The sequence below is a fragment of the Streptomyces prunicolor genome, from assembly GCF_045162825.1.
GTDB classification, from domain to species: Bacteria; Actinomycetota; Actinomycetes; order Streptomycetales; family Streptomycetaceae; genus Streptomyces; species Streptomyces prunicolor.
This window is the reverse complement of sequence record NZ_CP108676.1, coordinates 8,481,775-8,504,515: the sequence shown is the minus strand read 5'-3', so window position 1 is coordinate 8,504,515 and position 22,741 is coordinate 8,481,775. Positions and strand designations below refer to the sequence as shown.

Sequence of the window (22,741 nt, the reverse complement as noted above, 5' to 3'; positions counted from 1 at the left end):
GCAAGCAATACCAGCGTTTTGACATGACCACCACACTCCGGTCGGACAAAGATTCACTGATCGGAAGAATGCGAAACGAGTTCCCCGGCGGCCCACGCGAGCGCGTCCGGCAACTCCTCCGTGGCCACCAGCAGCCACAGGGACGCGGAGACGAGCCCGGCGTCGGACAGCCGGCCCAGTTCGTCCCGGACGCTCTCGGCGCTCGCGTCGGACCCGCCCAGCGGCCGGCCCGGCACCTTCACCGCGGGCGTGAATCCGGGCGGCACCAGGAACAAGCCCGCCGTCAGGGCCAGTTCGCCCGGGTCGCGGCCGACCTCGTCGCCGAGCGTGTCCAGCCGTGCCCGAACCCCGGTGAGCGCGTCCGCGTCGACCCCGGAGCCGTGCCACGCGTCACCGAACCGCAGGGCCCGGCGCAGTGCCGCGTCGCTCTGTCCGCCGATCCAGACGCCGGGACCACCCTCGGTGGACGGCAGCACCCCGAGCCGCGGTGATCCCTCCCCGCGCCACAACTGCCGTACGACAGCGAGCTGTTCGTCCATCCGGTGGCCCCGCCCCGCGAACGGGACGCCTAGGGCCGCGAACTCCTCGGCGTCCCAGCCGGTGCCGACGCCGAGGGTGAAACGGCCTCCGGAGAGCCGGTCGAGGGTGGCGGTCTGGTGGGCCAGGATCAGCGGGTTGTACAGCGGCAGCACCAGCACGCTGGTGACCAGGCCGATCCGCCGTGTCGCCCCGGCCACGGCCGCCAGCAGGATCAACGGGTCCGGGGTCACGCCTGAGGCACAGGCCACCGCGTGGCCACTGGCGAAGACATGGTCGAACCCCAACTCCTCGGCCCTGACGGCCGTTTGGAGGACCGCGTCCAGCTCCCCCTCCTGGTCCGGCCACAGACGGTGCGGTGCCACTCCGATACGCATCTCTGTCGTACTCCCCTCGCGCGACGACAACGTCCGGCGGGAACGTCAGTGACCGACCCGACTACACACCGGCCGCCGAAGTCACCCCCCGCACCTGGATCAGCGCATGTGTGCCGCCCGTCCGCCAGCGCTGCCCCTCCGCCGCGACCAACGCGGCCTCCGTGCGGGCGTCCAGGCCGGTGATCACATCGGACTTGAGGGTGCGCAGCGCGGCGACCGGACCCGGGAAGTAGGCGGTGACGTCCGCGAAGGGAGTGGTCGGGTTCCAGGCGCGATCCCCCACCAGACGGCGGTAGTTGAGGTCGCCCTTCACAATCGTGAGGGTGGCCGCGGCGAACTCGGCGCGGAGGTCGGCGGGCATGTCGGCGTACGGCAGCGGGGCGCAGGAGAAGGGGTGGGCGCGCACGGTGAGGCGGCCGTCCGCCATGGCCGACCAGAGGGTGCGGCCGTACGTCGCCGCCGCACCCGGCGCCCCGGTCAGCCGGTGCAGGGCGTCGACCACGTCGGCGGTCGTGGCGTCGGAGACGTAATAGGGGTGCGGCTTGATGTGCAACACCGCGCGCTCGATGCGTCGTTGGTCGAGGAGGTGGGCCAACAGCAGGAGATCAGGGATGAGTTCGCGGCCCGCGTTGTCCGCGACGAGGCAGAGGGTGGCGCCGGTGCCGGAGAGGAGCGACCAGAGCAGTTCGCTGTCGTCGGCCACCAGGGCCGGCACCGGGGCCTGCGCGGCCGACTCCGCTCCGGCTGCCGAGAGGCGGAAGCCGAGATCCGCGCGGTTGCCCCAAAGGGAGCCGTGCAGAAGGGAGTTGGCGCGTTCCTCGGGCGTCTTGGCCTCAAGAGCGTCGAGTTCCTCGTCCGTCTCGGGGGCGTCGAGTTCGGCGCGCTTGAAGGGGCGGAACGGGTCGACACCCTGCCAGGCACCGGGGCCGAAGTAGCCTACGGCGCCCAGGAGTTGGCGGTAGAAGTAACTCTCGGACCAGAGCCAGGGCACGTCGTACCAGGAGTGTCCGGCGTAGCTGTCGGTGCCCCAGGCCGCCCACTGGTCGTGGTCGGGGGCATCAAGAGGGAGGGGTTCGATCGCGCCCTCGGTGCAGTTCTTCAGGAGGGCGTCGAGTGCGCGGTGCTGCTCGGGGCCGTACGGGAAGGCGTCCCTGACCTGTTGGATGATCGCGGGGTGCCGTTCGGCCAGCACGCTGCGGGGGAACGAGCCGGGCTCGTTGCCGAGGATCACGGGCGCGGTGGGGGTGTCGGGCATGCGCCTCACCGTACCGGGCGGGTCAGCCGACCCAGGTCTGCCGGGCGGGTCGGTCGGCCCAGGTCCGCCGGGCGGATCAGCCGGCGTCGATCTCCCGCTCCAGGCGCGCGGCGAGGCTGAGATAGCGGGCGCGGCGGGGGACGGGGACCAGGCCGCGGATCACCAGGTGCCACATCTCGGCCGTCCTGCGGGGCTGTAACGCCACCGGTTCGAGGGTGCGGCCCAGGACGCGGAGGCCGACGAAGAGGCCGACGAGCGTACGGGCCACGGCGTCCACGTCGGTGTCGGGGTGGGCGTCGGCCTCCGCGACGGCACCCGTGAGTTTGCGGGAGGCGATCTCCAGCCACTCGCTGAAGGGGTGCGGCATCGGGGGCCGTACCTCGATCTCCCCTGCGGCGAGCCGGAGTCCGGCGCGCGGGATGGGGCCCTCGACGGCCAGTCGGGTCAGGCCGAACGTGACACGTATCAACGTCTCCAGTGAGGAGTAGCCCCGGTCGTCCATCTCCTGGGAGATCTGCCGCGAGGCCTTGGCCTGCATCTCCAGGATGGTGTGGGCCAGGTCTTCCTTGGCCGCGAAGTGGAAGTACAGGGCGCCCTTGGTGACTTGGGCTTGGTCGACGATGTCGCTCAGGCTGGTGGATTCATAGCCCTGCCGGTCGAACAGCTCGGCGGCGGCCGTGATGATCGTTGTGCGGGTCTGTTCGGCCCGTAGCTGCCTCGCCATCGACTGAAACACTCCCGCATGAAGGAAAAACAACGGCCCATGCCGTTTTTTCTTACCCCCTGTACACAGTAGCTCACCGTGTGACGGTGTCGACCTTGCACCCGAAGACCACCAACTCCCCTCACGTTCCCATCACTTGCGTCTCTGTGTCACCCCTGGCCCAACTCTTGACCACATTCGGTGGTTGTGGCACGTGTCAGCACCAGTTCCCGGCCAAGCAGAAGACCGACCGCCCCGGTGAGGCGCTCCCGGGGAAGCGCCTCACCTTACGGGTCAGTCGGTCTGTTTCTGTGTATGCCCTGTGCCGCCGGCGGAGCCGTCAGCGGTGCTGTCAGAAGGTGAGCTTCCAGCTGTTGAGGGTGCCGGTGTCCTGTGCGGCGGTGTCCTGGACGCGCAGCTTCCAGGTGCCGTTGGCCGTCTCACTCGACGCGTCCACCGTGTAGGTGGCCTTGACGTCGTCGGCGGAGTCCGAGGTGCTCGCGGACTTCAGCCGGTACGTGGAGCCGTCCGGTGCGACCAGGTCCAGGACGAGGTCGCCGCGGAAGGTGTGGGTGATGTCGACGCCGACCTGGAGGGCCGAAGGCGCGTTGCCGCTACGGCCGTTGACGGCGATCGAGGACTCGACGGCCGCACCCGCGTCGGGGACGGACACGGCGGCCGTGCTGGAGAAGGTCGCCCCCGTCGTCGTACCGCCGCTGCCGCTCACGGCCTGGACGGTCTTGGCCGCGTCCGCGAGTCCCGCACCACAGCCGCCGGAGCAACTGCCGGGCAGGGCACGGGCGTTGGTCTTGATGGCCGACTCGATCTGGGCCGGGGTGAGCGAGGAGTTGGCCGACTTCATGAGCGCGACCAGGCCCGCGATGTGCGGGGTGGCCATGCTGGTGCCCTGGTAGTAGGCGTACGACTCGGTGGACGGCGTCTTGGTGCCGGAGTTCAGCGTGGAGTAGATGCCGTTGGCGGTGCCGGTGCTGGTCTGGCCGCCGGGGGCGGAAATGTCCACCAGGGAGCCGTAGTTGGAGTAGGACGCCTTGGCGCCGGCGCGGTTGGTGGCGGCGACGGAGATGACGTTGTTGCAGTTGCCCGGGGAATGGTTCGCGACGTTGTCGTTGTCGTTTCCGGCGGCCACGACGACTGTCGTACCCCGGTTCACGGCGGCGGTGATCGCGCTCTGGGTGGCCGAGGTGCAGGCGCCGTCGCCGCCCAGGCTCATGTTGATGACCTTGGCGATGTTGCCGTTGGCGGGGACGCCGGAGACGGTGCCGCCGGACGCCCAGGTGATGGCGTCGATGATGTCCGAGTCGTAGCCGCCGCACTTGCCCAGGACGCGGAGCGGGGAGATCTTCGCGCCGTAGGCGATGCCCGCGATGCCCTTGCCGTTGTTGGTGGCGGCGGCGATGGTGCCGGCCACATGGGTGCCGTGCCAGGAGGAGTTGCTCGCGCCGATGCCCGTGCCGCACTCGTTGGCGGCGTAGTAGTCGCCGGGGTCGGCCGGGTTGCTGTCGCGGCCGTCGCCGTCGACGGAGACGGCGGTGTCGGTGATGAAGTCGTAGCCGGCGACGATGTTCGCGGCGAGGTCGGAGTGGGTGACGTAGCCGGTGTCGATGACGGCGACGGTGACCCCGCTGCCGGTCGAAGTCGGCCACGCGGCGGGCACGTTCATGCCGGCCGTGGACTCGAAGAGGTCCCACTGCTTGGCGTACTCGGTGTCGTTCGGGTCGGCCTGCGGGGTGTTCAGCCGGTCCGGTACGACATAGGAGACCTGCGGGTCGGCCTTGAACTCGGCGATGACGTCGGCGACTTCGGTGGTGCTACGCGCGTCACCCAGACCGACGAGGGCGGCGCCGGTGCCGAGGCGGCGCTGGAAGTCGACGTCCGCGCCGGTCTCCTTGCCCTTGGCGGTGGCGTCGGCCTCGGCGGCGCGGTTCGAACTCGCCTCCGCCGCACCGGACTTGTAGCCGACGATGAGGCGTTCGGCGAGGGCGCCGGGGGCGGCCTCGGTCTGGCCGGACAGGGCCGGCGCGCTGACCTGGGTGGGGGGTTCCTGGGCGACGGCGGCCGAGGTGGCGACCGTGGCGAGGAGGGCCGCGGAGACCGCGGCGACGGATATCAGGGTCCGTCCGGTGGGGAATGCCGTGGGAGTGCGCAAGGGCTTGCCTTTCGTGGCCGTACTCCAAGCAGCGCGGAGCGGCGGTCGATTCGCTTCGTCGTCGAAGCGGCGGGGGGTCGAGCCAGAGAGCGCCGGGCGCGGGCGGCCGCCTCGTCAGGGGTTGCCTGTGGGTCAGCTGTGGCCAAACGATAGGCAAAGAGAAGGTCATATGGATACGGGGGAAACCCTCGATCGGGCCGGAAACCGCCCTCGACATCGACCGGTTGACCGATGTGCCCCGGTTCACGGCAGTGGGAGCGCGCTGAACGCGCGGGACCCGATGGCCGTATGACACGGACAGACCGTTCCCGCCCCGGCCGAGGAGACGTTCCGGATGTCCCGGATGACCGCACATCGCACTGCCATGGCGGCCGCCGCCATGGCGCCGCTGCTGCTCACCGTCTGGGCGGCGGGTCCGGCGCAGGCGCACGGGGCGCCGACGTATCCGGTCAGCCGGGTGTACGCCTGCTCGCCGGACGGCGGCAGCGCGGCCGATTCGGCGGCCTGCAAGGCGGCCGTGGCGGCGAACGGGGGGCCCTTCACCTTCTGGGACAACATCCGGGTCCCGAACGTCAACGGGCGGGACCGGCAGCTGATCCCCGACGGGAAGCTGTGCAGCGGTGGTCTGTCCGACTACAAGGGGCTCGACCTCGCCCGTACCGACTTTCCGTCGACGCGGCTGACGCCGGGGGCGAAGCTGACGATGACGTACGCGTCGACGATCGCGCACACCGGTACGTTCAAGTTGTATCTGACGAAGGCCGGTTACGACGCGTCGAAGCCGCTCACCTGGTCCCAACTGCCGACGACGCCGTTCGCCGAGGTGAAGGACCCGCCGCTGAACGGCGGCGCGTACCGCATCAAGGCGACGCTGCCGACGGGCCGGACCGGGCGCCAACTGATCTACACCATCTGGCAGAACAGCAGTACCGAGGACACGTACTACTCGTGCTCGGACGTGGTGTTCCCGGGGGGCGGCGCCGCTTCGCCGACGCCGACGACAGGGACGGCCGGCTCGAAGGGAAAGACGGCGAGCCCGTCGTCGTCAGCGACCAAGTCCCCTGCTGCCGCGAGCAGTTCGGCCAAGGCCCCGGCATCGGCTACGGCACAGAAGGCGTCCCAGGCCGAGGAGAGCACCGCCCCGGGCAGCAGCCCGGTCGCGTCCGACACCGACGCCGCGTCCAGTGGCCCTTCGGCGCCCATGGTGGCGGGCGGCGCCGCCGCGGTGCTCGTACTCACCGGGGGCGCCGCCCTGGCCCTGCGACTGCGTCGACGCTGAACACGAACTCCAACTCGACGCGTACAGGCCCTGCTTACTCCTTGGCCGGTACTCCTTAGTTGGTGTAGACCGCCGCGCCGTTGTCCGTCACCGGGGCGTACTTCGCGGTGAAGTAGCCCGCGCTGAAGCACAGGGACGAGCCGGAGGTCTTGGTGAAGGCCTGGCTGGTGAAGTTGATGCTGGTGTCGGTGTTGCTGGCCGTGCCGGTCAGGCTGGGCGCCTGGTAGACGCAGGTGATGCTGCCCAGCAGGGTGGTCAGCTTGACCGTGGTCTGGATGGTGGAGCCGCTGGCCGGGGTGACGGTCAGGGTGCCGTCCGAGACGGCCGCGGTGGTGTACGGCAGGTTGTCGACCGTGATGCTGGTGACACCGGTGACGCCGAGGACGTTGCTCGTGCAGCTGCTGCTGTCGAAGCTCTGCCCGGAGACGGACTCGGTGGCGGTGCCCGGCGCGGTCGGGTTGTCGGTGACGGTCGCCGTGAACTGCGACGTCGTGCACTTGATGCCGCTGGTGCCGGTCGCACTGGAGTACAGGGTGGCGGTGGTGCCGGTGGCCAGGGGCGCGGTCAGCACATCGCCGACGGCGACGGCCGTGCCGCCGAGGCTGCCGGTGGTGAGCACGGTGTCGGCCGCCGACGCCGGGGCGATGAAGGGGAGGGTGAGCGCGGCGACGGAGCCGACGAGGGTGAGGACGGTGCGAGTGCGCATGCGGGTGTACCTCTTCTTCGAGATGGAGGGTCGAACCGGGGGGTTCTTTGGGGGTGGGGGAACTTGGGGGACTTCCGAGGATGGGTCGACGGCGGCTTGGGGGACTTCCGAGGGTGAGGCAACCGCGCCTTGGGGGACGCGAGTTCGCCGCCGCCGGCCCGTGACGCCTTCTCCGTACGTGACGGGCCGGGGCGGCGGCCGGCCGGTCACCGGCCGGAGGCCCGCGGGGGTTGGGGGTCTCCGGCCGGGCCGGGCGGTGGGGCGGACGGCACGGGCCAGGGGGAAAGCGGCCGTGCCGGGCCGCGGAGGGTTCGGACTCTGGGGGCGGTGAAGTGCCCCCGTAGACAGGGAAGTCCGGGAACGCGGCTTGAGCCGCGCGGCGGATCCGGCGCCACGGATCCGGCAAACAAGGGAGAGTTGTAGACCTGAGTGTCCGTCAACGTCAAGAGATGCAGGGCAAGTTGATGTACAAGTCGAGGCTTTGCGGAAGTCCGGGAAGGGCTTGCCTCACAGGTGGCGCATGACCAACACTCTTTTTTCACAACTCCCTTGACCCTCGAATGTAACCCCCGGTAACTTCGTCGACGGCTACTGCTGCGTAACCTGAAAGCCCTTGCACCCGCCGGGAGTTGCGAGGAGGGCTGCGCCGCACTCGCTGTCCGCGCCAGGACAACGCGCCACTTCTCTATCGACTCGCGTTGAACCAGAGCAGCACATGGGAGCAGACATGGCCGAGTCCCCGGACATTTCGTCCGCCGGCAGCACGCCTGAGAACCCGGGAAGCGGTTCTCTTTCCGAAACACCAGACACCACCGGGGGCACCGGAGGGACACCGAGACGGGGACGGGTCCGGGGCCGCCGGGCCGCCGTGATGGCCGTCCCGGCCACCGTGGCCCTCGCCGGCCTCGCGGTCCTGACCGCCCAGGGGGCACTCGGGGTGTCGCTGTACATCTCCGGCATGCCCTTCACGGTCACCGCCAAGTCGCTCGACGGCACCGGCTTCGAGCAGTTCGGTGCGCTCGACCACATGATCAAGGACAGCCCGAACGCCGGTGACACCGGCGGCGATGTGCTGGTCGTCACCTCCGCGATCAAGACCGCGACTCTGGACAGCCTGTGCCAGAGCGTCGACCTCGGCGGCGTCAACCTGCTCATCAAGGCGGGCAGCGGCTCCTCCAAGGTGGAGGCGACCGATCTGACCACCGACTCGACCCTGCTGACGGGCGACGCGTCGTTCAAGAACATCGAGATCGGCAACGACGCGAGCACCCTCGACAAGGCCGGGGTCCAGGGCCCTCCAGGTGTCTTCAGCCAGCAGGCCGACCACGTGCACATCGACAACCTGCGGCAGACCAACTACAAGACCACCGCAGGGACGTTCACGCTTCCCGGCCTGAAACTCAGCTTCAGCGACACGGGTTGCTGATGTCCGGCACAGACACTCCGGATCAGGGGTGGCGGCCCGCCTTCCGTAGTTGGCGGGCCGGTCGGCCCTTCCTCGGCGGCCTGCTGCTGACCCTGGGCGGCGGCTGGATCCTGCTCACCGAGAAGGCCTCCCTGGCGGTCATCATCCATGTCGGCATGCAGGGTGTGGCGGGCTATCTGCTGCCGGCGGTCATGGTGCTGTGCGGCCTGCTTACCCTCTTCAGCCCCTCGCAACGCCTCTTCTACTCCGTCGTCGGCATCCTGTGCTCCCTGGGCAGCTGGGTCACCTCCAACCTGGGCGGCTTCTTCGTCGGCCTCATCCTCGGGGCCGTGGGCAGCTGCATGATCTTCGGCTGGCTGCCGGACCAGGAACCGCGGGTGAGCCGGCGCCAGCGCAAGAAGCAGGCGCGGGCGGCGGACACCGTCCAGGCGTAGCGAACGTGTGAACGACGGCCTCCGCACCCTCTCCGCCGGCCGGCGGCGGGGGTGCGGAGGCCTCTTTTCCGAAGGCAGGACGGCGTAGGCCGAGGTCGACCCGCGTCACGGACCGAGCGGGACTACGGACGCGGCCGGTCCGAGTACGCCGTCGGGCAGCTCCGCCCTCTCCGCCGTCCCGTCGACCACGCCGACCAGGAACGCGAGCATCCCGCCCGCGCACTCCCACCAGGCGCCGTTGCGCCCGCTGGCGACCACCGGCCACTGCTGCGGATCCCGGCCGACCGTGCGCCAGTAGAAGACGTCGCCCTCCAGCGACTCGCCCCACGGCAGCAGCCCTCCCGGCTCCGGATAGGGCGTGTAGTCCTCGGTGTCGCCGGACTCCCTCAGGTCCCGCAGGATGTCAAGGCCGTACCGCACCCCTTCGACGTACTCCTCCTCCCGTCCGGGCGCCGGACTCCAGATCCGGAGGAACTCGTCGATCTCGACCGGGGGGTAGGCCTCGGCGAACTCCTTGAAGTCCGCCGGCAGACCGACGCCCAGTGAGCGCTCCAGGGCGGGCCAGTCGACCCGGCGGGCCGAGGCCGGACGCAGCGCCCGCAGCCCCAGCATCGTGCGTTCGAGGTCCGAAAGGTTCAGCATGTGTCCTGCCAGCTCGAGTTGTTCTCCACTGTCACGTCGAACAGCGGTCCGGCCTTGGTAGTAGCCGTCATGTGTATTCCGGTGGGTATGGGGTCCGTGTCGTCGGAGTACTCCAGGGTCGCGGAATACTGCACCCAGTTCCCCTGCTTGAGTTGCGTCTCCATCCTCTTCTCGCACCGCCGCATGCCGCTCTTGTTCATACGGTCGAATCCGGTGAAGAGGTTCTCGGACTTCGGTGCCCCGTTGAACTGGTCACCGATGATGTGGGTCTTGTTGTAGGTCGCCCTCCCGGGCCGAGGCTGTTCGTGGGGCCGTCCGGGAATCCGGCCACGGGGACCGAGGTGATGCTGTCCCGTTTACTGCCGCTGGGTTTCAGGTCGGACGGACAGATCAACGCGGTCGCCCCCTGGGCCCGGTTCTCCGCGTCCAGGTCCTCGTACTGGTAGCGGACGTCACGCGGCACGGTGCCGCACTGGCTGTCCTCGTCGGTCGCCGTCCCGTTGCCGCCGGCACCGTTGGTGGCCGTGGCGACGCCCGTGTCGGTGGCCGCCGACGAACTGGTGGCCTGGTGAGCGGCGGCCGCGGCCGGGTCCTCGTCCGGGGTGGTGCCGATGACCGGTGTGGTGTGACGCCGCCGAGGTTCTGGTTCTTGGGGCGGGTCGGAACTCCGTGGGCGCCGCAGTCGTCGGCTGCCGAGGCTGCGAGGACCAGGCCGAAGAGGAGGTCCTCGGCGCCGGCGGAGGCCAGTTCCTCCCAGATGACGTCGCCGGCCGCCTCCAGGCCCCCGGCGGCGGCCCCGCCGCTCGCGGAACTCGCGGCGCCGTAGCCGTAGAACAGCGCGCCGCCTAGCGCGACTCCGTAGTAGAGGGACGAGTAGTTGCCCCCGGAGGAACCGTAAGAGCCGTACGAGCCATAGGAGTTGCCGTAGGAGACGCTGCCCGAGCCCGAGCCCTGGCCGGTCGAGTGGGTCGACGGCTGCCAGTTCATCGCCTCGTCGAACTCGTTCTGGAACTGCCGCTCCTGGTCGGCGATCTGCTGCTGCACGGCCCGTTCGTCGGCCGCGTTGCGGGCCATCTCCCGGGCGTTCTCCCGCTCCCAGGCCTCGTGCCCCTCCTGGGAGTACTTCTCCATCCGGTCCCAGGCACCCGCCTGCCACTGCTTGAGATAGGCCTGCTGCGCCTCGTACGCCTCCTCCTGGGCCTTGATGTCGTCGCTGGTGCAGGCGTCGTGGCCGGAGGTGTCCGTGGCGTCCAACGGGTCGTCGTCGCCGTAGGCGTACGGGTTGGCGTTGACGGCCGGGGTGGGCGGGTTGCTCACCGTGTCGGCGCTGGTGAAGTCGCCGTTGGCCGGGTTGTACCAGCGGGCGGCGGCATTGACGTAGCCGGTCCCCGGGTCGGTCCAGCCGGACTGGTAACCGAGGTCGGTCCGGCTGCCGCTGGCGGCGGTGGGTGTGCCGTAGGGGTCGTAGGCGGTGGAGCCGGCGAGCGCCGTGCCGGTGGCGGTGAAGGTGGCGGTGAAGGTGGCGGTGACGTCGTCGTGGCTGTCGGTCAGCGCCAGCCGTGGGGAGGTGCCGTCCGCCGCACTCACCGCCAGCAGGCCGTCGTCCGCGCCGCGGGCGAAGTCCTGCGTGCCGTCGGAGACGGCGTTGTTCGTGCCGTCGGCGTAGCTGAAGGTGTGCGTGGAGCCGCCGCCCGCACTGGTGGCGGTCAACTCATCGAAGGCGTCGGCGGTATACGTGGTGGTGGCGCCGCCCGAGGTGACACTCGACGTCGTGCCTCGCGCGGTGTAGCCGTACGTGCTGGTGGTGGAGCCGGACGTGACGGACGTCAGCTCGTTGCGGGCGTTGTACGCGGCCGTGCTCGTACCGGCGCTGGTGCGGTTGCCGTTGGCGTCGTAGCCGTACGCGGTGGTCGAGGGACGCGGCGCGCTCCGGCCGGGTCAACGCCCAGCGTTTCCCCGCCCCCACCATCGACGCCAAGGCGGCGCTGCCGTACTTCAACGGCGCCGTGCAGCACCACTGCGAGCTGATCGTCACCGTCGGCACCGGCATGAAACCAGCGACCGAGGCCGCCGCGCGCGCCAACCCTCACCAAGAGTTCGTGATCATCGGCGCCACCTCGGCACGCCCCCGCATCTCGGCCATCACCGCGCCCGACGACCCCGCGAAGGCACAGGCCGGAAAGAAGTTGGCCGACAAGGTCAGCGCCTTCATCGCCGCCCGGCACTGATCGTCCGGAGCGGGTCCGGCTGCGCGGGGGTGGTGCCGATCCCCGGGGCCGACCGGAGCGCTGGGCCCCGGCCGGTCCCACCGGACGCGTCAGCTACCCGCGAAGCACGGGGCCGGAGGCCTCAGCCAGCCGTGCCGGTCGGCTCGGGGGCCGTCCTGGGCTCCGGCTGTGCGGGGGTCGCGGCCGGCTCCGTCGCCATCTGCACCGACGTCGGCTCCGCCGGCGCCGCGGTGGCCAGGTCGTCGGTCTTCATCGCCTTCGCCTCGCTCTTGAGGATGCGCATCGACTTGCCCAGCCCGCGCGCGGCCTCCGGCAGCTTCTTCGAGCCGAACAGCAGGATGACCATGATCGCCACGACCAGCAGGTGCCATGGTTCCAGTCCGTTGCGGAGCATGATCTCGCCCTTTCGTCCCTGACAACAGTTGCTATGTTGCGCAACTGTACAACTCACGAGTGGATCGCAGACCCCTCAGGGCCAGGGCGTACAGACCGAGCACGGCCGCGAGCAGCAGGTAGTAGGGCAGCGCGAGCCCCGTCATGCCGAGCGCCGCGCCCAGCGGACTCGGCGGCAGCAGCAGTCCGACGACGGCCAGGACGGCCGCGGCCCGCCCCACCGGCCCCGGTCCGCCGCCCTCCGCGAGGCTCCGTCCGGTCCGCAGGAGCAGCATCACCAGCGCCTGGGTGAGCAGGTTCTCGGTGAACCAGGCCGAGTGGAACAGCACCTCGTCGTCCACGGCGTCGGGGCCGCGCAGCGCGAGCGCGAGCACCGCGAAGGTGGCGAGGTCGGCGACCGCGTTGAGCACCCCGAACCCGGTGATGAACCGCAGGAACGCCCGCGGCCGCAGCTCGGTGGGCCGGCGCAGCGCGGCGGCGCCCGGCCGGTCGTGGGCGAAGGCGAGTTGGGCCAGGTCGAAGCAGAGGTTCTGGGCGAGCACCTGGGCCGGGAGCATCGGCAGGAACGGCAGCAGCAGACCGGCGGCGAGCATCGCGATGACGTTGCCGAGGTTCGAGGAGAGCGTGATCCGCAGATACGAGGCGATGTTCGCGCCGCTGTGCCGCCCGGCCGTGACCGCGTGCCGGACCGCGGCGAGGTCCTTCTCCGCGAGCACGACGTCGGCGGCCTCCCGCGCCACGTCCACGGCGGCGCGCGGCGCGATACCGACGTCGGCGGCGCGCAGCGCGGGCACGTCGTTGAGACCGTCCCCGAGGAAGCCGACCGTGTGCCCGGCCGCGCGCAGGGCGGCGACCGCGCGGGCCTTGTCCTGAGGCGTGCAGCGCGCCGCGACCCGCACCTCCCCCGGCGCCAGCCCCAGCTCCCGGCACACCCGCGCCGCCGTGGCCGGATGGTCGCCGGTGAGGATCCGCACGCCGATGCCCAGATCGAGCAACGCGCGCAACGCCTCCGGAGCGTCCGGGTTCAGGGCGTCGTGGAACGTCACCAACCCCCGGAAGACCAGGCCCCGTTCGTCGGCCGGGCCGTAGGCACGCGCGCGTGCGGGACGTTCGGCGGTGGCGACGGCCAGGAGACGCAGTCCGGACTCCGCCTCCCGCGCGGCCAGGGACAGCAAGCGTTCGCGCTCGACCCCGTCCAGCGCACAGCGCTCCAGTACGTCCTCCACCGCGCCCTTGACGATGAGCGTGTGCGTGCCGAGGGCCTCGCCCCGGACCACCGCCGTCGCGAGCCGCCGTACCGGATCGAAGGGCACGGCTCCGATCCCGTCGTACTCCTCCCCCACCGGTCCGGCCGCCTCCAGCAGCGCCTCGTCGAGGGCGTCCGGCACGGGCACCTCGGCGAGTTGGAGGGTCCACCACGCGGCTACGGCGGCCAGGTGCAGGACCTCCGGGTCCTGAGCGCCGTCGGGGCCGAGGGCGCGTTCCACGACCGGGCGGTCCTGGGTGAGGGTGCCGGTCTTGTCGAGGCACAGGACGTCCACGGCGCCCAGGTCGTGCAGCGCGGGGAGCCGTCGGACGACGACGCCGTGCGTACGGGCGAGCAGCGTGGACCCGCGCGCGAGGCAGGTCGTCACGATCACCGGGAGCATCTCGGGGGTCAGCCCGACCGCCACCGCGACGGCGAACGGCAGTGTCGCCAGGCCCCGGCCGCGCAGCGCCGCGTTGGCCATGAGGACGAGCGGGGGCGTCAGCAGCATGAACCGGATCAGCACCCAGGAGATCCCGTGCACGGAACGGTCGAACGCGCTCGCCGCCCGCCGCGCCGACCCGTCCTGCGCGGCGGCGAACCGGGTCCGCGCCCCCGTCGCCAGCACCACCGCCGTGGCACTCCCCGAGACGACCCCACTCCCCTGAAAACACAGCTGCGGCTGCGCGAACGGCCCCTCGTCCGCCACCCCGGGCAGCTCTACGGCAGCCTTGGCGACCGGCGCGGACTCGCCGGTGAGCGCGGCCTGGTGCACGGTCAGCCCGCTGGCGCGCAGGAGTCGTAGATCCGCCGGGACGAGGTCGCCGGGGCCGAGCCTGACCACGTCGCCCGGGACCAGTTCGGCGACCGGGATCTCGCGGGCCCGCACCGGCGCACCGGCGTCCGCGCGGCGCAGCACGCAGGCGGTGGAGGCGACCAGTTCGCGCAGGGCGTGCAGGGAGCGGTCCGCCCGGTGCTCGCCGCCGGCGCGCAGCACACAGCTGACCGCGACGAGCGCGAGGATCACGGCGGCGGTGCCCCAGGAGGCGACGAGCGCGGAGACCAGGCCGAGACAGAGCAGGACAGCGGTGAAGGGGTCGCGCAGGCTGCGCAGGAACAGGCGGTGCCAGGGTGTCGTACGGCGTTCCGGGAGGGTGTTCTCGCCGGTCGCCGCGAGCCGGGCGGCGGCCTCCGGGTCGGTCAGTCCGCGCGGGCCGGTGTCGAGGTGCCGTAGCGCCTGGAGCGGGGTGTGCCGGTGGGCGGCGGCGTCAGAGGCCACGGAGTCGGGGGGCGGGCACATCGCGGTCGGCGCGGTCGCCGATGCGGGTGACCGCGAGCCTGACGACGTCGACCACGTCCGGGTCGTCGACGAAGTACACCTGGCGGCGGCCCTCGCGGCGGGACCGGACCAGGCCCGCGAGCTTCAGTTTGGTGAGGTGCTGGCTGACCGCGGGCAGCGCGCCGCCGACCCGGTCCGCGAGCCCGGTGACATCGCTCTCGCCCTGGGCCAGCGCCCACACGATGTGCAGCCGCGCGGGCGAGGCGAGCAGTCCGAAGGCCGCGGCGGCGTCCGCGAGCACGTCGGCGGACGGGTCGTCGTAGCCGCTGCCGGCTGCCTTCACCGTCGTCGCCTCCCGTCCCTGGCCGGTCCCGTTCCGTGACCGCCCAGTCTAGGCGGCCGGAACTTCTCCCCGGCCCGGGGAGTTTCCACGGTGCTGCAGCCACGAATTCGTATACGCATGACTACTTGTCCACGCACGACTACTACGCATGGAGTTCGCATGGCCCTGTGGGACCGCTTCAAGGAGTCCGCGTCGACGATGCAGACCCAGCTCGTGGCCAAGAAGAACGACCTGAAGAGCGGGGCGTTCCGCGACGCGAGCATGGCGATGTGCGCGCTCGTGGCCGCCGCCGACGGCACGGTCGACCCGTCCGAGCGACAGCGCGTCGCCCAGCTCATCGCGAGCAACGAGGTGCTGCAGAACTTCGACGCGATGGACCTCCAGCGCCGTTTCGACGAGAACCTGAACAAGCTGACGGCCGACTTCGCCTTCGGCAAGGTCAGCGTGCTCCAGGAGATCGCCAAGGCGAAGAAGAAGCCCGCCGAAGCGCGTGCCGTGATCCAGATCGGCATCGTGATCGGCGGCGCGGACGGCGACTTCGACAAGACCGAGCAGGCCGTGGTCCGCGAGGCCTGCTTCTCGCTCGACCTGCCGCCGCACGAGTTCGACCTCTGACCGGCCACCGGGACATGTGACGGGAGGCAGGTGACCGGGGGCATGCTGGACGACCTGGACCGCGGCCTGATCCACGCCCTGCACCTCGACGGCCGGGCGCCCTTCAGCAGGATCGCCGCGGTCCTCGACGTCTCCGCCCAGACGATCGCGCGGCGCTACGCCCGGCTGCGCACCGAGGCGTCCCTGCGCGTCGTGGGCCTCACGGACCCGCACCAGGCGGCCCGCACCCAGTGGCTGGTCCGGCTCACCGCGACGGCGCGCTCCGCGCAGGACCTCGCCCGCGCTCTGGTACGACGACCGGACACGTCCTGGGTGAAACTCGCCTCCGGCGGCACCGAGATCGTGGCGGTCATCCACGCACCGACCGATGCCTCGGGCACCAACTCCCTTCTCCTGCACGACATTCCGCGCACCGGCGGCATCACGGCGGTGTCCGCGCACTGTCTGCTGCACATGTATCTGGGCGGCCCGACGAACTGGCGGCGCAGCGCGGACGCGCTCGACGCGGAGCAGTCACGTGTGCTGCGGGAGGCGGCCGGTTCCGGGCCCCGCGTGGTGCCGCGTCAACCGGGGCCGGGGGACGCCGAGTTGCTGGCCGCCCTGGAGAAGGACGGGCGGGTCGGACAGGGTGAGCTGGCACGGGTGACCGGCTGGTCGCCGACGACCGTGGCACGGCGATTGGCCGAACTGCGGGCGGGCGGTGCGCTGTTCTTCGACGTCGAGGTGGACGCCGGGCTGTTCGGGGTCAACACCCGGGCGCTGCTGTGGATGTCGGTGCGACCGGCGGACCTGGACCGGGTCGCCACAGCCCTGTCCGGCCACGACGAGCTGGCCTTCGTCGCGGCGACCACCGGCCCCACGAACCTGGTCGCCCAGGCCCTGTGCCGCGACCCCGCCGACCTCCACCGCTACCTCACCCACCGGCTGGGTGCCCTGACCGCCGTGCACACCCTGGAGACGAGCCCGGTCCTGCGCAACCTCAAGGCGGCGAGCCCTTCCCTGACGGGACTGCCGCCCAGGACGGGTGCACGGGAACACGCGTAAGGAGGCGCACCCCTCACCTCTCACGCCCCATCACCCAACTCGCGCCGGCGCTCACCCCCACCAGCCCCACCGCGCTCCAGAACGCGACCTGCACGGCGTACAACGACCCCGACGCGCCCCCTGCCCCCTCCTTCGCGCCCGCCAGATACACGCTGCCGAGGATCGCGACCCCCAAGGTCGCCCCGAGCTGCTGGACGGCGTTCAGCAACCCCGCCGCCGACCCCAACTCCTGTACCCGGAGCGGCTTGAGCGCGTGGGTGAAGAACGCCGGGGTGAAGAGTCCGGCACCGAGGCCGACCACGGCGAGCGCGGGGAGCAGCCAAGTGGGATAGGCGCCGGGGGCCGCACAGCGGTACGCGGTGATCGCGCCCAGCATTCCGGTCAGCAGGACCCCGAGTCCGACGAGCATCACCCGCTGCCCGTACCGCCGTACGAGATGTGCGCCCGCCGCCCAGGACGAGACCGCCAGCCCGACCGACCAGGGTGCGAGGCTCAGGCCCGCCTTCAACACACCTGAGCCCAGGCCGAGTTGGAGCTGGAGCACCACGACCGTCATGAGCCCGTTCGTCACCGCGAAGAAGGACGTGGAGGCCACGAGGGCGGCGGTGAAGCCGGGGCGGGCGAACAGGCTCGGTTCCACCAGTGGGCTGCGCCCGGCGGCTGCCACGCCGCGCTGGTGCAGGGCGAAGGCGGTCAGGATCAGCAGGCCTGCGGTCACCGCTCCCCAACTCCCGGCGGACAGGCGGGAGATGTCCGCGCCGATCAGCGGGAAGACCAGAAGTCCCGTGCCGGTCATGGCCAGGAGGGTGCCCATGGCGTCGAGCGTGGGGCGTTTCGGAGCGCGGTTCTCCGGCAGTCGGGGGGACAGGGCGAGGACGACCAGGGCGACCGGGATGTTGACCAGGAACACCGCGCGCCAGGACGAGTTGAACAGGTCGGCGTGGGTGAGGACACCGCCGAGCACCGGACCGCAGACCGCCGCGAGACCCATCACCGGACCGATACTGCCCAGCGCGCGGGACATCTCGTCGCCGGAGAACATCGCCTTGATCAGCCCGATGGTCTGCGGGATCACCAGGGCCGCCGACGCTCCCTGGACGGCGCGGAAGGCGATGAGGAAGCCCACGCCCGACGCCAGCGCGCACGCGAGGGACGCGACGGCGAATCCGGCGACGCCCAGCACGAACAGCCGTCGCCGGCCCGCGATATCGCCGAGCCGGCCCCCGCTGATCAGCAGCACCGCGAACGGCAGGGTGTACGCGGTGGTGAACCACTGGATGTCGGACACCGGTCCGCCCAGATCGGCGTGGATCGCGGGCGCGGCCACCTGCACGACCGTCGCGTCGAGCAGGTTCATCGCCTCGGCGAGAAGCAGGGCGACGAGTGCGGACCAGCGCCTGGGGTAGGACCCGTCGGGGGTGAACGGCCTTGGGTGCGTGCGGAGTTGTCTCATGGCCGAAGCGTGGAATCCCGGGGACAACCTTCCCAGCCAGGCCCCCGCGATCGAGGATTTCCTCCATCAGCGGCACCCCTGACGGCGAAATCTCACACCAGGAGCCCACGTTGCCCGAGTCCAGCCGCATCGACACCGACACCGCCCACTCCGCGCGGATCTACGACTACATCCTGGGCGGAACGGACAACTACCCGGCGGACCGGGAGGCCGGCGACGCGATGATCCGGGAGTGGCCGGCCATGCCGGTGCACATGCGGGCCAACCGCGACTTCATGCACCGCGCCGTGCGGTACCTCGCCGGGGAGGCGGGGATGCGGCAGTTCCTCGACGTCGGCACCGGTATCCCGACCTCGCCGAACATCCACGAGATCGCGCAGACGGCGGCCCCGGACTCCCGAGTCGTCTACATCGACAACGACCCGCTCGTACTCGCCCTGTCCCAGGGCCTGTTGGACAGCACGCCCGAGGGCCGGACCGCGTATGTCGAGGCGGACATGCTGGACCCGGCGGCGATTCTGCGCGCCCCGCAGTTCCGCGCGACGCTCGATCTCGGTGCGCCGGTCGCGCTGACCGTGATCGCGATCGTGCACTTCGTGCTGGACGAGGACGACGCCGTGGGCATCGTGCGCCGGCTCCTCGAACCGCTGCCCTCCGGCAGCTACTTGGCGATGTCGATCGGTACGGCGGAGTTCGCGCCGGACGAGGTGGGCCGGGTCGCCCGTGAGTACGCGGCGCGCGGGATGCCGATGCGGCTGCGTACGTATCCGGAGGCCGAGCAGTTCTTCGCGGGGCTCGAACTCGTCGGGCCGGGTATCGTCCAGGTCCACAAGTGGCGTCCGGACGGCACGGACACCGAACCGATCAGGGACGAGGACATCGCGATGTACGGAGCGGTGGCCCGCAAGCCATAACCTTCCGTTCTCCCGTACGTAACCACCCCAACCTCCTTACGACGTCGAGATGATCACAATGCGGCAGCAACAACTCACTCCATGTCGCTGCTCACTTGACTACCAGCGGTCACACACGATTGGCTCCGGGCCAGCGGGAGTAACCCGGTCGGCGCACCTCATACGGCTCCGGGCGCACTCTCCCCGTCCCCCAGCTCGGCCGCACAGCGAGGTGCCGCACCGCCCATGAACACTCCACCCCCACCTCACGCCACCTTCCGTCTCATACGCGGCACGGCGCTGACCTTCGCCGTGGCCACCTGCGTGCTGCTCTCCGGCTGCTCCGGGACCGGCGGTTCCGGGTCCGGCACGGACACGGCCGGCGCCGCGGACACCGGCCGCCTCAAGCTCGCGCTGGTCACCCACGCGAGCAAGGGCGACGCCTTCTGGCTGCTGGTGCAGAAGGGCGCCGAGGCCGCCGCGGCCAAGGACGGCGTCGATCTGACGTACGCGAGCGACCCCAGCGCCACCGGACAGGCCGAGCTCGTGCGGGACGCGATCAAGGACGGGGTCGACGGCATCGCCCTGACGCTCGCCAAGCCGGACGCGATGAAGGCGCCGATCGCCCAGGCCAAGGCCTCGGACATTCCGGTGGTCGGCCTCAACTCCGGTATCGACTCCTGGCAGTCGGAGGGCGTCCTGGAGTTCTTCGGGCAGGACGAGAGCGTCGCGGGCCGCGCCGTCGGCCAGAAACTGGACGCTCTCAAGGCCAAGCACGCCCTGTGCGTGATCCACGAGCGGGGCAATGTCGCCCTGGAGGCGCGCTGCGCGGGCGTCAAGAAGGCGTTCACCGGCGAGACCGACATCCTCTACGTGGACGGCACCGACATGGACGCCGTGTCCACGGGGGTCACGGACCGGCTGAAGCAGGACCCCAGCATCGACGAAGTGGTCACGCTGGGCGCCGATTTCGCACTGGCCGCGGTCAAGTCCGTGAAGGCGGCGGGCAGCAGCGCCAAGGTCGCGACCTTCGACCTCAACCAGGACCTGGTCAAAGCCGTGCAGGGCGGGAACATTCAGTTCGCCGTCGATCAACAGCCTTATCTGCAGGGCTATCTGGCCGTGAACTCGTTGTGGCTCTACAAGACCAACGGCAACATCAGTGGCGGCGGGGCGGCTCCCGTGCTCACCGGCCCGGCGTTCGTGACGAAGACGAACGTCGGCGCGGTCGCGAAGTTCGCGGCCAACGGAACGCGCTGACCGGACACTTCGTACGAGGATGTAGCGAGGACGACCACGATGTCTCCACGGACAGGTGCCCGGCGCCGCGTCGGTTCCATACGTCTTTCCCTGATCCTGCTCGCCCTGGTACCCAGCGTCACGCTGGCCGCCATGTGGGGCGTCACGACGACCCAGATGTTCACGGAGGGGCTACGGCTGCGCTCGCAGACGGAGCTGAGCCGGTCGACCGGCGCCATGGGCACCGAGGCCGCGCTCGCGCTCCAGAAGGAGCGCAGTCTCTCGGCGGCGTGGATGGCGAACCCGCACGGCTCCCAGGCCGCGTTGGAGGCCCAGCGCGCGGCGACGGACAAGGCGGTGGCCCAACTCGTGGCCCAGTCGGGGGCGATCAAGAAGGCGCCGTCCCGGATCAGGGACCGGATGTACTCGGTCGTCGCGTCGGTGGACAGCCTGGAGTACTACCGCAGCCAGGTGGACAAACCCACCGACATCACGGCCCAGCAGGTGCTGGACCAGTACACCTCGATCATCGACGACCAGATCCAGGCCTTCCAGCAGCTGTCCCAGGTCGACGACGGCGACCTCACCTCGCAGGCGGAGCCGCTCGTCGCGCTGGAGCACGGCGCGGAGTTGGTCTCCCAGGAGGACGCGCAGCTGACACTGGCCTGGCACTCCGGATATGTGAACAACGAGTCGTGGGAGCAGTTCGCCGAGCTGGTGCACGCCCGGCGCTGGCTGGTCGAGGACCAGATCGCCACCGGGTTCCAGGGCGCCACCAAGACGCGGATCGAGCACATTCTGCAGAGCGTCGAGTGGAGCACCCTGGAGTCCGTGGAGGACGCGGTGCTCACGGCCGGTACGGCGGACAAGGCGGTGCCGGACAACGGCTCGGCCGGCAAGATCGCCCTACCTGACGAGCAGAAGCAGTGGAACGCGGCACTGACCCAAGTCGCCGCCGAGTACGAGGTGTTGATCCGGCAGCAGACGGCCGCACTCCTCGACCGCAGCTCCGACAAGGCACACAACCTGCTCGTCACCGCCGCCCTGCTGAGCGCGGGCGGGCTCGGGGCCCTGCTGGTGTGCGTCATCATGTCCTGGCGGATCACCCGCTCCCTGTCCCGCCGACTGCGCGGCCTGAAGGCGGCCACGTTGAGCCTCGCCGAGGACCGACTGCCCGACGTGGTCGCCCGGTTGAACCGGGGCGAGAAGATCGACGTCGAGTCGGCGACCCCGCCCCTGGACTACGGCAACGACGAACTCGGCCAGGTGGCCCAGGCGTTCAACACCGCGCAGCGCACCGCCGTGCACACCGCGGTCGAACTCGCCGACACCCGGCGGGGTTTCCAGAAGGTCATCCTCGGCATCGCCCGGCAGAGCCAGAACCTGGTCAATCTCCAGCTCACCAAGCTCGACCAGCTGGAGCGCCGGCACGACGACCCCGAGGTCCTGCGCGGCCTGTACGAACTGGACTCCACGGCAAGCCAGTTGCGCCGCTACGAGGAGAACCTCGTCGTCATCAGCGGTGAGCAGCCGCGCCGCAGCTGGACAGAGCCGGTCGCCCTGATCGACATCCTGCGCAGTGCTGTGGGTGAAGTCGCCGAGTACCAGCGGGTGGAGGTGCACACCGAGGAGGAGGTGTGCCTGGCGCCGCCCGCTGTCGCGGACGTGATCCACCTGCTGGCCGAGCTGATCGACAACGCGACCGTGTACTCCCCCGCGCCGAGCCCGGTCGGGGTGCGGGCCGCGATGGTCGCCAAGGGTCTGGTGATCGAGGTCGAGGACCGCGGGCTGGGCATGTCGGAGGAGGACTACGCCTCGCTCAACGAACAGCTGGCGGTGGCACCGCAGTTCGACGTGGTCGCGCTCGCCGACGACCTGCGGCTCGGCATGTTCGTGATCGCGCGGCTCGCCACCCGGCACGGCATCGCGGTGACGCTGCGCTCCTCGCCGTACGGCGGCACGACCGCGATCGTGCTGATCCCGCACGAGATCGTCGTACCCGAGGTTCCCGAGACACTCGATCGGTCCGCTCCGGGGGCCTTGAAGGACACCGGCGTCGCCGAGCGGGTCGTGGCGGAAAAGGGAGTGAGGGCGGACGAGTCGGCCGTCCGGGTGGCAACCGCCTTGGCGGGCAGGGTAGTTGACGCGCCGAGTCCCGCGTCCGAGGACCGTCCGGTGATCCCTCCGGCGCGGTCGCCCGAGGCCGAGTCGGTGACGGCCGGGCTCGGAGGGCTGACCCCCTTGCCGCGGCGGGTGCCACAGACCAGTCTTGCCAGTGAGTTGCGGGAGGAGGCCGGGGCGGTCGAGGAGGACCTGGAGCTGGAAGACTTCACCGCGGAGCGTGCGGCTTCCTCGCTGGCCGGGTTCCAGCGTGGCACGTTCCAGGCGCGAGACTCCATCGACGACGACGCGCCGTCGCAGTACGACCAGGAGGAAGCAGCAGCCTCCCCGAATCCGCCCGCCGACCGCTCATGAAGGACTC

General features: G+C 70.7%; 21 protein-coding genes. 9 read left to right on the top strand and 12 right to left on the bottom strand.

Features of this window, described 5'->3' with window-relative positions; genetic code table 11:
* Positions 1–53: 53 nt before the first annotated feature.
* From OG588_RS38700 to OG588_RS38685, 4 genes are all read right to left on the bottom strand, one after another.
* Positions 54–914: a TIGR03619 family F420-dependent LLM class oxidoreductase gene (locus tag OG588_RS38700; protein ID WP_405951280.1), complete on the bottom strand. Its 861-nt coding sequence runs from the start codon at positions 912–914 to the stop codon at positions 54–56.
* Positions 915–975: 61 nt separating this feature from the next.
* Positions 976–2,169, bottom strand: coding sequence for a damage-control phosphatase ARMT1 family protein (locus tag OG588_RS38695; protein ID WP_405951279.1), 1,194 nt, complete (start codon positions 2,167–2,169; stop codon positions 976–978).
* Between the two features lie 76 nt (positions 2,170–2,245).
* Positions 2,246–2,893, bottom strand: a complete 648-nt coding sequence (locus OG588_RS38690; protein WP_405951278.1) for a ScbR family autoregulator-binding transcription factor — start codon at positions 2,891–2,893, stop codon at positions 2,246–2,248.
* 331 nt (positions 2,894–3,224) lie between these two features.
* Positions 3,225–5,039 (bottom strand): S8 family peptidase, encoded by a 1,815-nt coding sequence (locus OG588_RS38685; RefSeq protein ID WP_405951277.1) that lies wholly within the window; start codon positions 5,037–5,039, stop codon positions 3,225–3,227.
* A gap of 334 nt (positions 5,040–5,373) precedes the next feature.
* On the opposite strand from OG588_RS38685, the gene OG588_RS38680 reads away from it, so the two are divergent.
* Complete coding sequence (locus OG588_RS38680) at positions 5,374–6,318, top strand: lytic polysaccharide monooxygenase (RefSeq protein WP_405951276.1); 945 nt, start codon at positions 5,374–5,376, stop codon at positions 6,316–6,318.
* Positions 6,319–6,373: 55 nt separating this feature from the next.
* On the opposite strand, the gene OG588_RS38675 is transcribed toward OG588_RS38680, so the two are convergent.
* Complete coding sequence (locus OG588_RS38675; RefSeq protein WP_033281480.1) at positions 6,374–7,024, bottom strand: hypothetical protein; 651 nt, start codon at positions 7,022–7,024, stop codon at positions 6,374–6,376.
* Between the two features lie 727 nt (positions 7,025–7,751).
* Here OG588_RS38675 and OG588_RS38670 point away from each other — a divergent pair.
* Entirely contained in the window at positions 7,752–8,450 is a 699-nt protein-coding gene (locus OG588_RS38670) for a DUF6230 family protein (RefSeq protein WP_405951275.1), read from the top strand.
* On the top strand, positions 8,450–8,884 hold the full coding sequence (locus tag OG588_RS38665; protein ID WP_405951274.1) for a DUF6114 domain-containing protein: 435 nt from the start codon (positions 8,450–8,452) through the stop codon (positions 8,882–8,884). Before OG588_RS38670 ends, OG588_RS38665 begins: the two co-directional genes overlap by 1 nt.
* A gap of 105 nt (positions 8,885–8,989) precedes the next feature.
* Here the strand turns inward: OG588_RS38665 and OG588_RS38660 are convergent, their stop codons facing one another.
* The 3 genes from OG588_RS38660 to OG588_RS38650 form a co-directional block, all read right to left on the bottom strand.
* Entirely contained in the window at positions 8,990–9,526 is a 537-nt protein-coding gene (locus tag OG588_RS38660) for an SMI1/KNR4 family protein (RefSeq protein WP_405951273.1), read from the bottom strand.
* Positions 9,520–9,849, bottom strand: a complete 330-nt coding sequence (locus OG588_RS38655) for a DNA/RNA non-specific endonuclease (RefSeq protein WP_405953308.1) — start codon at positions 9,847–9,849, stop codon at positions 9,520–9,522. The genes OG588_RS38660 and OG588_RS38655 overlap by 7 nt, the downstream gene beginning before the upstream one ends.
* Before the next feature lie 67 nt (positions 9,850–9,916).
* Positions 9,917–11,236 carry an RHS repeat-associated core domain-containing protein gene (locus OG588_RS38650; protein ID WP_405951272.1) on the bottom strand — a complete coding sequence of 440 codons (1,320 nt, stop codon included), beginning with the start codon at positions 11,234–11,236 and terminating at the stop codon, positions 9,917–9,919.
* Positions 11,237–11,532: 296 nt separating this feature from the next.
* On the opposite strand from OG588_RS38650, the gene OG588_RS38645 reads away from it, so the two are divergent.
* Positions 11,533–11,754: a hypothetical protein gene (locus tag OG588_RS38645; RefSeq protein ID WP_405951271.1), complete on the top strand. Its 222-nt coding sequence runs from the start codon at positions 11,533–11,535 to the stop codon at positions 11,752–11,754.
* A 121-nt stretch (positions 11,755–11,875) separates the two neighbouring features.
* Here OG588_RS38645 and tatA read toward each other — a convergent pair whose 3' ends face one another.
* From tatA to OG588_RS38630, 3 genes are read right to left on the bottom strand one after another with little or no spacing between them, the layout of a single operon-like run.
* Positions 11,876–12,148, bottom strand: coding sequence for a Sec-independent protein translocase subunit TatA (gene tatA, locus OG588_RS38640; RefSeq protein WP_405951270.1), 273 nt, complete (start codon positions 12,146–12,148; stop codon positions 11,876–11,878).
* Positions 12,149–12,179: 31 nt separating this feature from the next.
* A complete protein-coding gene (gene mgtA / locus OG588_RS38635; RefSeq protein WP_405951269.1) occupies positions 12,180–14,693 on the bottom strand; it encodes a magnesium-translocating P-type ATPase in 2,514 nt (837 codons plus the stop codon).
* Positions 14,662–15,015 (bottom strand): ArsR/SmtB family transcription factor, encoded by a 354-nt coding sequence (locus OG588_RS38630; RefSeq protein WP_405951268.1) that lies wholly within the window; start codon positions 15,013–15,015, stop codon positions 14,662–14,664. The genes mgtA and OG588_RS38630 overlap by 32 nt, the downstream gene beginning before the upstream one ends.
* Before the next feature lie 159 nt (positions 15,016–15,174).
* Here OG588_RS38630 and OG588_RS38625 point away from each other — a divergent pair, with 159 nt between their 5' ends.
* Positions 15,175–15,630 carry a tellurite resistance TerB family protein gene (locus OG588_RS38625; protein WP_019062789.1) on the top strand — a complete coding sequence of 152 codons (456 nt, stop codon included), beginning with the start codon at positions 15,175–15,177 and terminating at the stop codon, positions 15,628–15,630.
* Positions 15,631–15,672: 42 nt separating this feature from the next.
* The gene (locus tag OG588_RS38620) at positions 15,673–16,674 is read left to right on the top strand and encodes an Lrp/AsnC family transcriptional regulator (RefSeq protein WP_405951267.1); all 1,002 of its coding nucleotides are present in this window, start codon (positions 15,673–15,675) and stop codon (positions 16,672–16,674) included.
* A 13-nt stretch (positions 16,675–16,687) separates the two neighbouring features.
* Here OG588_RS38620 and OG588_RS38615 read toward each other — a convergent pair whose 3' ends face one another.
* The gene (locus tag OG588_RS38615; RefSeq protein WP_405951266.1) at positions 16,688–18,127 is read right to left on the bottom strand and encodes an MFS transporter; all 1,440 of its coding nucleotides are present in this window, start codon (positions 18,125–18,127) and stop codon (positions 16,688–16,690) included.
* 110 nt (positions 18,128–18,237) lie between these two features.
* On the opposite strand from OG588_RS38615, the gene OG588_RS38610 reads away from it, so the two are divergent.
* The 3 genes from OG588_RS38610 (at position 18,238) to OG588_RS38600 (ending at position 22,734) form a co-directional block, all read left to right on the top strand.
* Positions 18,238–19,041, top strand: coding sequence for an SAM-dependent methyltransferase (locus OG588_RS38610; protein ID WP_405951265.1), 804 nt, complete (start codon positions 18,238–18,240; stop codon positions 19,039–19,041).
* Between the two features lie 225 nt (positions 19,042–19,266).
* Positions 19,267–20,280 carry a substrate-binding domain-containing protein gene (locus OG588_RS38605; protein ID WP_405951264.1) on the top strand — a complete coding sequence of 338 codons (1,014 nt, stop codon included), beginning with the start codon at positions 19,267–19,269 and terminating at the stop codon, positions 20,278–20,280.
* Positions 20,281–20,319: 39 nt separating this feature from the next.
* The gene (locus OG588_RS38600; protein ID WP_405951263.1) at positions 20,320–22,734 is read left to right on the top strand and encodes a nitrate- and nitrite sensing domain-containing protein; all 2,415 of its coding nucleotides are present in this window, start codon (positions 20,320–20,322) and stop codon (positions 22,732–22,734) included.
* The last annotated feature ends 7 nt before the right edge of the window (positions 22,735–22,741 follow it).

Coding starts and splice junctions, on each gene's coding strand:
- OG588_RS38700 (WP_405951280.1), bottom strand. CDS start 914: ATGCGTATCGGAGTGGCACCGCACCGTCTGTGGCCGGACCAGGAGGGG.
- OG588_RS38695 (WP_405951279.1), bottom strand. CDS start 2,169: ATGCCCGACACCCCCACCGCGCCCGTGATCCTCGGCAACGAGCCCGGC.
- OG588_RS38690 (WP_405951278.1), bottom strand. CDS start 2,893: ATGGCGAGGCAGCTACGGGCCGAACAGACCCGCACAACGATCATCACG.
- OG588_RS38680 (WP_405951276.1), top strand. CDS start 5,374: ATGTCCCGGATGACCGCACATCGCACTGCCATGGCGGCCGCCGCCATG.
- OG588_RS38675 (WP_033281480.1), bottom strand. CDS start 7,024: ATGCGCACTCGCACCGTCCTCACCCTCGTCGGCTCCGTCGCCGCGCTC.
- OG588_RS38670 (WP_405951275.1), top strand. CDS start 7,752: ATGGCCGAGTCCCCGGACATTTCGTCCGCCGGCAGCACGCCTGAGAAC.
- OG588_RS38665 (WP_405951274.1), top strand. CDS start 8,450: ATGTCCGGCACAGACACTCCGGATCAGGGGTGGCGGCCCGCCTTCCGT.
- OG588_RS38660 (WP_405951273.1), bottom strand. CDS start 9,526: ATGCTGAACCTTTCGGACCTCGAACGCACGATGCTGGGGCTGCGGGCG.
- tatA (WP_405951270.1), bottom strand. CDS start 12,148: ATGCTCCGCAACGGACTGGAACCATGGCACCTGCTGGTCGTGGCGATC.
- mgtA (WP_405951269.1), bottom strand. CDS start 14,693: ATGTGCCCGCCCCCCGACTCCGTGGCCTCTGACGCCGCCGCCCACCGG.
- OG588_RS38625 (WP_019062789.1), top strand. CDS start 15,175: ATGGCCCTGTGGGACCGCTTCAAGGAGTCCGCGTCGACGATGCAGACC.
- OG588_RS38620 (WP_405951267.1), top strand. CDS start 15,673: ATGCTGGACGACCTGGACCGCGGCCTGATCCACGCCCTGCACCTCGAC.
- OG588_RS38615 (WP_405951266.1), bottom strand. CDS start 18,127: ATGAGACAACTCCGCACGCACCCAAGGCCGTTCACCCCCGACGGGTCC.
- OG588_RS38605 (WP_405951264.1), top strand. CDS start 19,267: ATGAACACTCCACCCCCACCTCACGCCACCTTCCGTCTCATACGCGGC.
- OG588_RS38600 (WP_405951263.1), top strand. CDS start 20,320: ATGTCTCCACGGACAGGTGCCCGGCGCCGCGTCGGTTCCATACGTCTT.